Source organism: Actinomadura sp. 6K520 (assembly GCF_004349245.1).
In the GTDB taxonomy this organism is placed as follows: Bacteria; Actinomycetota; Actinomycetes; order Streptosporangiales; family Streptosporangiaceae; genus Spirillospora.
Genome location: NZ_SMLC01000043.1, coordinates 41,302 through 48,491 on the forward strand (window position 1 = coordinate 41,302; position 7,190 = coordinate 48,491).

Sequence of the window (7,190 nt, forward strand, 5' to 3'; positions counted from 1 at the left end):
CAGGAAGATGATTCATGACGCCAACCCATGCCGACACATCTCGTTGGCTGCTCCGCAAGCCTTCCGATGACGCGGTCGCACGTGTCTTCTGCTTTCCGTACTCGGGAGTCGGCGCCTCCATGTTCAACCGCTGGCCGCGAATGATCGGGGACGTCGAGGTCTGCCCCATTCAACTTCCCGGCCGGGAGAACCGGATGCGGGAGCCCCACTACGGCACCTACGAGCGTCTTGCGGTCGACGTCGCGGACGCGCTGATCCCCCACCTCGATCGTCCCTTCGTCTTCTTCGGACATTGCGCCGGATCGCTGCCGGCCTTCGAGACTGCGGTGCTGCTGGCCCGGGACGGCGGACCACTACCGCGCCAGGTGTTCGTTTCGGCGCAGGTGGCTCCGCACGACTGCCCGCGTGATCGCTTTCTCGACATGACCGAGGAGCAACTCCGCGGTGAGCTGGAACAGCTGGTGATCTCCCAGGGAGGCAAGATACACGCCTTGATGATTGACCTGACGCTGGCGGTTCTACGGGAGGACCTGTACGCCAACCGCGTCTACAAGAGACACGAGCCGGTTCAGGCACCTTTTGGCCTGAGTGTGGTCCACTGGAGCGACGATCCGGAGGTGACCGAGGCTGAGCTGAAGGGTTGGGAGCACTACAGCGACGACGTCCGGTTCCTCGTGCTCAACGGCGGCCATTACGAGTTTCTGTCGGCCCCCCCGAGCCTGCTCGAACATCTCGCCGGTGCCATCTGATGGAAACCATCCTCACCAGCCCCGGCTTCCGGCGACTGCTGGTCGGCCGCACGTCTTCATTCCTTGCCACCGCTCTGATCCCGACCGCCCTGACCCTGGTGGTGATCCAGGCCACCGGTAGTGCCTCGGACCTTGGCCTGGTGCTGGCGGCCGAACTGGTCCCCCAGTTGCTGCTGCTTCCCGTCGGAGGAGCGATCGCCGACCGGTTCTCCGCCCAACGCGTCGCGCTGGGCGCGGACCTGGTTCGTGGGATTGCCCAACTTGTCATCGGTGTGGAACTGATACTCGGCTCGGTGCGTGTCGTCGACCTGGCGCTGCTTTCCGCCGTTACCGGCGCGGCCATCGCCTTCAGCATCCCCACCATGTCACCGCTGGTGAACGCCACGGTGCCCGCTGCGTCCCGGCTGCGGGCCAACAGCCATCTGGGCGTGGTGCGCGGCGTCGCGTTCGTGGCTGGTCCGGGCATCGCCGGAACCTTTGTGATCACGGTGGGGGGCGGCTGGTCCTTCGTGGTGACCGCGCTGCTCTGCGTCATCGCCGCCGTCGCCCTGGGCGGGATACGAGCCCCCGCCCGCGAGCAGGCTCCCGAGGACACGTCCTTCTTCAGGGACCTGGCCGATGGCTGGAGCGAGGTGCGCAGCCGGCCCTGGTTCTGGAGCAACCTCCTCGGACACGGGGCCGCCAACCTGGCCGCCGGCGTGCTCATGACGCTCGGACCGCTGATCGCGGTGCGGGACCTCGGCGGCGAGGGATCCTGGGTGGTGATCTACCAGGTCGGAATGGCAGGCATGATCGGCGGTGCGCTGGTGGCGCCACGGCTGCCGGTACGGCGTCCCCTGGTGGCGACCTCGGTCTGCGGCGCACTGCTGGCACTACCGCTGATCACTTTCGTGGCACCCGCGCCGACCTGGGTCAACGCCGCCGCCTATGGGATCGCCATGCTCGGAATCGGCGCGCTCAACACACTGTGGATGACCGCGCTGCAACTGAACTTCCCGCCCCACACGCTTGCCCGAGCCGACTCCTACGACCAGTTGCTCTCACTGTCGGCTCGACCGCTCGGTCTGGCGGTCGCCGCCCCCATGGCGACCCTGGCCGGTACGGCGACACCGCTGCTGGCGTCGGCGGCGTTAGTGGTCATTGTTAACCTCGCCATCATCGCCCTGCCCGATGTCCGCTCCATGCGGATCGAACGCTCACAGGACCAGCAGAGCGCGCCCTCACCGGCGTGAGCCGCCGGCCAGGGCGTTTGCCGCACCCCCTCCTGAAGGAGACCTCTGTGAGCCGCCCCCAGATCCGCCCAGAGCCGGCGATCCAACGGAGAAGATCCCATGAAGAGACCCACGATTCTCGTCGTCTACGATGACGGAGCCGCGCGTCCGGCCGACATCGCCGTCGGCCTCGCCGAATGGGCGAACTGCGTGTTCGTCGTCGAGCCCAACGACCACAACCTCACGATGCGGCCCCTGCTCACCCAGTTCGGCCAGGTGGTGGTCGTCGACCGCATCGACCGGGCGGTCGAGGGGCTGCGAGCGCTCGAACCCGACGGCCTGGTCACCTACAGCGAGCGGACGATCGTTCTCGCCGCCCGGCTCGCCCTGGAACTCGACCTTCCCTTTCACTCCCTGGACCTCTGCGAACGCCTCACTGACAAGTGGCAACAGCGCGCCGCGCTCAACGCCGCCAACGTTGACGTAGTGCGGTGCCACCGGGTCGGGCACCTCTCGGATTGGGACGCGGCGGTCGCCGAGACCGGGCTGCCCGCCGTCCTCAAACCCGCGCAGGGGGGAGGCAGCCGCAACACCTTCTTGATCACCGATGCGGAGGAGGGACGGCGCGGTGCCGCCGAACTCCTGGCGCTCGAACGTCCCGGATTGCTCGCCGGCGGAACCCTTGTGCTTGAGGAATACCTCCGAGGCCGCGACTGCGGACCGTTCGGCGATTATGTCTCGGTGGAAAGCCTGGTGCTGGACGGCCACGTACACGACGTGGCCGTGACCGGAAAGCTTCCCATGGTCCCGCCATTCCGGGAGACGGGCCGTTTCTGGCCCTCCCCGCTGGCGGAGGAAGAGGAGGACCGCGTTCGGGACCTGGCCCGTCGCGCGGTAACGGCGCTCGGCATCACTCTCGGCATCACCCACACCGAGATCAAGCTGACCCCGGATGGGCCGCGGATCATCGAGGTCAACGGCAGGCTCGGTGGCGGGATGAATTATCTGGCCGAGCGGGCCATGGGCGTCAACCTGATCGAGCTGGCCGCTCGGGCGGCACTCGGCCTCCCGGTCCAGGTCCCTCCTTTCTACCGGGGCCGGACTCATTTCCACATCTTCCACTCGACACCGCGCCGACCGGGCACGCTGCTCGGCGTCGATGGCGTCAACGTACTCAAAACGATCCCTGGTGTCACGCTGTACCGGCCGTATGTACGAGCGGGGTACCGGTTTACCGGTGAGGTGCAGACCCAGGAGATCGACATTGTGCTCGGCGCGGTGGACGACCTCGCGGACCTGCCTCCGATCGTGGAGAAGGTCGAGTCCACACTGCGTTATCGCTTCGCCTTCTCCACTGGAGAAATTGAGGTGAACGGAAGAGAACTGGGACAGCTATGACCGGACAGACCGACCCCGTGCGGGAGAACGAACGAACCATGACCGATTCCGAGGACATACTCGCCCAGATCTGGAAAGAGGTCCTGAAAGTCGAACAGGTCAATCCCGACGACGACTTCTTCTCCCTGGGCGGCGATTCCCTGCTCGCGATCACCGTGGTCGGTGCCGCGGCCGAGCGCGACATCCCCTTGACGCTGCTGGACCTGTTCAAGAACCCGACCCTGCGCGGATGTCGTCAGGTCGTGGCGCGTGCCGGAGATCCGCAGCCGTCTGTCGAACTGCTGTCCCCGCTGGACCAGGCCCGGGTGCCCGAAGGAGTGGAGCGGGCGTGGCCGGCGGCCCGGCTCCAGCTCGGTCTGATCTACGAGAGCCTCCTCAGCGCCGGAGGCGCCTACGTCGATGTGATCTCCCGCAGGGTCAACCGTCCGCTCGACCCGTCGGCGCTGCGTGCGGCGCTCGACCTGATGGCACGGCGCCACCCCGTCCTACGCAGCCGGTTCGACCTGGCCTCCTTCAGCGAACCGATGCAGCTCGTGGAGACCGCGACGGTCATCCCGCTGGAGCTGGCGGATGCCGACGAGCACGAGGAGGTGATGCGGCGGCTGGCCGAACCGTTCGACCCGGAGACCGCGCCACTGCTCCGGGTGCACGCGGTACCGTCCGGACCGGACGCGTTCAGGTTCTCCTACGCCTTCCACCACGCCATCCTGGACGGCTGGAGCGAGGCGGTGTTCTTCAACGAACTGGTCCGCTCCTATGCAGGGCTGCTGGAGGGAGATGTGCCGGAGTTCCCCCAGCCCATCTCCTATGCCGAGTTCGTGCGCCTGGAACGCGCGGCACTCGCCGACGAGGAGACCGTCCGCTACTTCCACCACCTTTGGGGGGAGCCGTCGGAGCGGCAGGAGACCGCCCCCAAGCGTACGGTCCGGTGCACTGCCGGTCTCGCGCTCCCCGAGACTTACTCCCGCACGCTCACAGAGCATGCCGCCGCGTGGGGCCTGCCTGTCAAGAGCCTGCTGCTGACGGTGTGCTGTGCCGCGGTCGGAGCCGTGGAGGGCACGACCACCCCGGTCGTCAGCATGGTGGTAAACGGACGTCCGGAGATGACCGGCTCGGAGGCGACGCTGGGACTGTTCCTGAACCAGCTACCGCTGCGTCTCGACCTGCGGGGGACGACCTGGAGGGAAGCGGCACGGCGGGCGCTGGACGCGGAGAGGGGACTGCTACCCCACCGCCGCTTCCCGCACTCGGAACTGAGACGTGTCTTGGGCCCCGAACCCTTCACCGCGAACTTCAATTACGTCCATTTCCACCCTCGTGATGACCTCCTCGCCGCCGGTCTCGTGGCATCCGAGGAGGACATGAGGGACTACACCAGCCTGGCGATCAGCGTGGAAGCACTCAACGATCCGCTGGCCGGAGGGCTGGGCCTCCGGGTGACGGCGGATGCCGAGAGATTCGGAGAGGACTTCGCCCAGCGATTGCTCCACGCGATGCGCACCGCCGTCAGCGCAATGGTCGAAAACCCCGACGAACAGTTACTCACCATAAACGCCGAGCCCTGAGTGTCGGCCAGTCCGGGGCCGGTGTCGGGCGGGAGCCGGGATGTGCCGATCCGTCAGCTGCTGGGCGACGATGTGCTGGATGTGCTGCTGGAGCGTTCGAAGGACGAGGCGGGGCAGCTGCGGCTGACCGGTGAGGGCTCGATCCTGGGGCAGCTGGTCAAGGCAGTGCTGGAGCGGGCGTTGGAGGGCGAGCTGACCGCGCACCTGGGCTATGGCAAGCACGACCAGTCCGGGAACAACTCGGGGAGCTCTCGCAACGGGCGGGGGCAAGGGCAAGACGGTGCAGACCGGGGTCGGTTCGGTCCGCCCGTCGGTGCCCCGCGACCAGGCGGGCACGTTCGAGCCGGTGTTGGTGCCCAAGCGGGCGGGCCGGGTCGCCGGCGGACTGGACGACATGATCATCAGCCTGTACACGCACGGCATGAGCTTGCGCGACATCCTGCACCACCTGGGGCAGGTCTACGGCACGAACTCTCCCACGAGCAGGTCTCGCGGATCACCGACCAGGTGATGGACGAGGTCAAGGTCTGGCAGACCCGCCCGATGGAAACCGCCCCGTCTACGCCGTCGTCTTCCTGGACGCCCTGGTGGTCAAGGTGCGCGACAACCATGTCGTCACCAACAAGCCCGCCTACGCCGCGGTCGGGATCGACGCCGACGGGGAAAAACACGTGCTGGGGATCTGGCTCGCGCGGACCCCGCCGGAGTCGGCCACCGCCGCCGAGGGGGCCCGGTTCTGGGGGCAGGTGATGACCGACCTGCGCAACCGCGGCGTCCGCGACATCCTCATCGCCTGCTGCGACTGTGAAGATCATGGGGTGCCGTCCCGGGCCGCAGCCTGACCCGTGCTGCGACTGACCGTGGTGTCTTGAGCGCCGATCTGTCGGCCGTGGTTTGGGGCGGTCCTCGCTGCCGCCGGACCGGCCAGAGCGTGTCCCGATAGGGGCCTTCGCGACAGGCACCGTCACAGTCCTGACCGCCCGAGCCGGTCCGACGTCGGCCATCCAGCCCCCGTGATCGAGCCGATCGGAAACCGAATGAGCCCCTCCAGCCTGCCCGATACCGCCTCCTCCTGCGGCCTTGAGGTCGTTCTGGGAGTGGACACCCATCGCGACACCCACAGCGCCGCCGTGGTCAGCGCGCTTGGCGTGCTTCTGGACACCCGCACCTTCCCCGCCACCACTAAGGGCTATCGCGCGATGCTCGGCTGGGCCCGCCGGTACGGCATGGTGAGACGGGCCGGGGTGGAGTGCACCGGCTCGTACGGGGCGGGGCCGAGCCGGATGCTGCAGGGCCAGGACGTCGAGGTGTTCGACGTCAACCAGCCCGACAAGCGGGCCCGCCGCACCCGCGGCAAGACCGACATCTTCGATGCCGAGGGCGCCGCCCGCACTGTTCTGTCGGGCCGGGCGACGGTAGTCGCCAAGACCGGGACCGGGCTGGTCGAGGCGATGCGGCTGCTCAAGCTCGCTCGCGACTCGGCGGTTAACGCCCGCACCAAGGCGATCAACCAGCTCAAGGCAGTGATCGTCGGCGCCGACCCGCAACTACGCGAATCGCTGGCGGGGCTGGGCCCGGCCACCTTGATCCGCCGCTGCGCGGGCCTGGCCGGACCGGAGAACGCCACCGCCGTCGAGCAGACCGTCATCTACACACTCCGGCTGCTGGCCGAGCGGATCCTGCGGCTCAAGGCCGAGCCTTACGAGCTGCACGACTCAAGACACTGATCAGCCAGCACAACCCCGACCTGCTGGAGCTGCCCGGCGTCGGACCCGACAGCGCCGCAGCACTGCTGATCGCAGCCGGCGACAACCCCGAGCGGCTCCGCCACGAAGCCTCGTTCGCAGCGCTATGCGGCGTCAGCCCGGTCGAGGCGTCTTCGGGCAAGACCCAACGGCGCCGACTCAACCGCGGCGGCGACCGCCAGGCCAACGCCGCCCTGTTCCGCATCGTCATCTCCCGCCTGCGCTACGACCCCCGCACCAGCGCCTACCTGCAACGACGCACCGCCGAAGGCAAGACCAAACGCGAGGTCATCCGCTGCCTCAAGCGCTACATCGCGCGCGAGATCTTCAACTTGATCCACCCCATCCGACAACCACAAGACATCACGTCCGCGGCTTGACATCTATAGGGGCATCTGTGCGGCCTCGACGGCCGCCTGGGCGATGACCGCGGCCTTCTTGATCTTCCGGCCTCGCAGCCACGCCTCGAGCCGCTTGGTGCCGCTGCGGCGGATCGCAGCCGGCGTCTGGTAGCCGCTCAGC

At 67.8% G+C, this 7,190-nt stretch carries 6 protein-coding genes and 1 pseudogene; all 7 read left to right on the forward strand.

Annotation, left to right across the window (positions count from 1 at the left end):
• Nucleotides 1-14: 14 nt before the first annotated feature.
• The 7 genes and pseudogenes from E1289_RS14355 to E1289_RS14380 all read left to right on the forward strand — a co-directional run bounded on the left by E1289_RS14355 (nucleotide 15) and on the right by E1289_RS14380 (nucleotide 7,048).
• Nucleotides 15-749 (forward strand): alpha/beta fold hydrolase, encoded by a 735-nt coding sequence (locus tag E1289_RS14355; protein WP_131980197.1) that lies wholly within the window; start codon nucleotides 15-17, stop codon nucleotides 747-749.
• Nucleotides 749-1,981, forward strand: a complete 1,233-nt coding sequence (locus E1289_RS14360; RefSeq protein WP_207928962.1) for an MFS transporter — start codon at nucleotides 749-751, stop codon at nucleotides 1,979-1,981. Before E1289_RS14355 ends, E1289_RS14360 begins: the two co-directional genes overlap by 1 nt.
• A 99-nt stretch (nucleotides 1,982-2,080) precedes the next feature.
• Nucleotides 2,081-3,358: an ATP-grasp domain-containing protein gene (locus E1289_RS14365; protein ID WP_131980199.1), complete on the forward strand. Its 1,278-nt coding sequence runs from the start codon at nucleotides 2,081-2,083 to the stop codon at nucleotides 3,356-3,358.
• Nucleotides 3,359-3,396: 38 nt separating this feature from the next.
• Nucleotides 3,397-4,923, forward strand: coding sequence for a condensation domain-containing protein (locus E1289_RS14370; RefSeq protein WP_131980201.1), 1,527 nt, complete (start codon nucleotides 3,397-3,399; stop codon nucleotides 4,921-4,923).
• A 211-nt stretch (nucleotides 4,924-5,134) separates the two neighbouring features.
• On the forward strand, nucleotides 5,135-5,434 hold the full coding sequence (locus tag E1289_RS40130; RefSeq protein ID WP_279487343.1) for a transposase: 300 nt from the start codon (nucleotides 5,135-5,137) through the stop codon (nucleotides 5,432-5,434).
• 16 nt (nucleotides 5,435-5,450) lie between these two features.
• Nucleotides 5,451-5,765, forward strand: a complete 315-nt coding sequence (locus tag E1289_RS40135) for a transposase (protein WP_279487344.1) — start codon at nucleotides 5,451-5,453, stop codon at nucleotides 5,763-5,765.
• Between the two features lie 195 nt (nucleotides 5,766-5,960).
• Nucleotides 5,961-7,048 (forward strand): annotated as a pseudogene (locus E1289_RS14380) (IS110 family transposase).
• Nucleotides 7,049-7,190: the final 142 nt, after the last annotated feature.

Bases quoted from the DNA above. Each gene is read 5' to 3' on its own strand.
- E1289_RS14355 (WP_131980197.1), top strand. From the start codon at position 15: ATGACGCCAACCCATGCCGACACATCTCGTTGGCTGCTCCGCAAGCCT.
- E1289_RS14360 (WP_207928962.1), top strand. From the start codon at position 749: ATGGAAACCATCCTCACCAGCCCCGGCTTCCGGCGACTGCTGGTCGGC.
- E1289_RS14365 (WP_131980199.1), top strand. From the start codon at position 2,081: ATGAAGAGACCCACGATTCTCGTCGTCTACGATGACGGAGCCGCGCGT.
- E1289_RS14370 (WP_131980201.1), top strand. From the start codon at position 3,397: ATGACCGATTCCGAGGACATACTCGCCCAGATCTGGAAAGAGGTCCTG.
- E1289_RS40130 (WP_279487343.1), top strand. From the start codon at position 5,135: ATGGCAAGCACGACCAGTCCGGGAACAACTCGGGGAGCTCTCGCAACG.